The sequence below is a fragment of the Allosediminivita pacifica genome, assembly GCF_003054175.1.
GTDB lineage: Bacteria > Pseudomonadota > Alphaproteobacteria > Rhodobacterales > Rhodobacteraceae > Allosediminivita > Allosediminivita pacifica.
The window spans coordinates 1-1,220 of the sequence record NZ_QBKN01000093.1 but is presented as its reverse complement, the minus strand read 5'-3'; the positions used below and the strand labels follow the sequence as shown (position 1 = coordinate 1,220).

The following is a 1,220-nucleotide window of genomic DNA, read 5'->3' as shown; positions in this document are numbered from 1 at the left end:
TGAATAGCCCCGCGTTTCTTAGACGCCCTCGTGCCTCAGTTTCTGCTGCCGCTCGAACTCGAGGGGCGACAGCATTCCGTTCCGCGCGTGCTTGCGCTTCGGGTTGTAGAACATCTCGATGTAGTCGAACACGTCCCGCCGCGCTTCCTGGCGGGTCCGATAGGTGCGGCGCCTGATCCTCTCGCGCTTGAGCAGGTTGAAGAAGCTCTCGGCGACGGCGTTATCGTGGCAATTGCCGCGACGGCTCATGGAATGCTCGAGGTCGTGGGCTTTCAGGAACGCGGCCCAGTCCATGCTGGTGAACTGACTTCCCTGATCGGAGTGGATCAGCACCTTAGCCTTCGGCTTCCTCCGCCATGTGGCCATGAGCAGAGCCTGGAGCACGACGTCGGTCGTCTGGCGCGATTGCATGGACCATCCGACCACGCGCCGAGAGAACAGGTCGATTACCACAGCGAGGTAGGCGAAGCCTTCCTGGGTGCGGATGTAGGTGATGTCGGTCACCCAGACCCTGTCCGGCGCCTCCACGTCGAACTGCCGATCCAGGGTGTTGTCGACCACGACCGAGGGTTTGCCACCATACTTGCCTGGGCGGCGCTTGTAGCCGATCTGCGCCGCGATCCCGGCCAGCCTGGTCAGGCGCGCGACGCGGTTCAGGCAGACGTCTTCGCCCTGTTCGAGAAGATCGTCGTGCAGCTTGCGGTGCCCATAGACCTTGCCACTTTCGACCCAGGCTTCCTTCAGCAGTTCGGTCTGGCGGGCGTCTTCCTGGGCACGCTTGCTCAACGGCGCCTTCAACCATGCATAGAAGCCGCTCGGCTGGATGCGCAGACACCGGCACATCGCCCGGACGGAGAATTGCCCGCGATGCTCGGCCACGAACGCGTATCTCACTTTGCATCCCTGGCGAAATACGCGGTGGCCTTTTTTAGGATGTCACGCTCCTCCGAGACCCGCGCCAGCTCCTTCTTCAGGCGCCGGATCTCGGTGTCCTTCTCCGCCTCACCGGACGACGCCTGCGCGAACTTCTTCTTCCAGGCGTAGAGCGAATACGGGCTGACCCCGAGGCGCTTCGACACCTCCCTGACCGGATAGCCCCGCTCGGTGATCTGCGCGACGGCATCCCGCTTGAACTCGTCGCTGAACTTGCTGCTGCTCATCATGGCCTCCTTGCCTCAAAATTAGCGAAGAAGGCGTCCACAAGACACGGGGCTATTCAG

General features: G+C 62.4%; 1 protein-coding gene. It reads right to left on the bottom strand.

What is annotated here, in order from left to right; all coding sequences use genetic code 11:
• Window positions 1–18: 18 nt before the first annotated feature.
• A protein-coding gene (locus C8N44_RS23055; protein WP_170121116.1) for an IS3 family transposase occupies window positions 19–1,160 on the bottom strand; the annotation gives its coding sequence in 2 pieces (ribosomal slippage) (window positions 19–920 and window positions 920–1,160; 1,143 coding nt in all).
• Window positions 1,161–1,220: the final 60 nt, after the last annotated feature.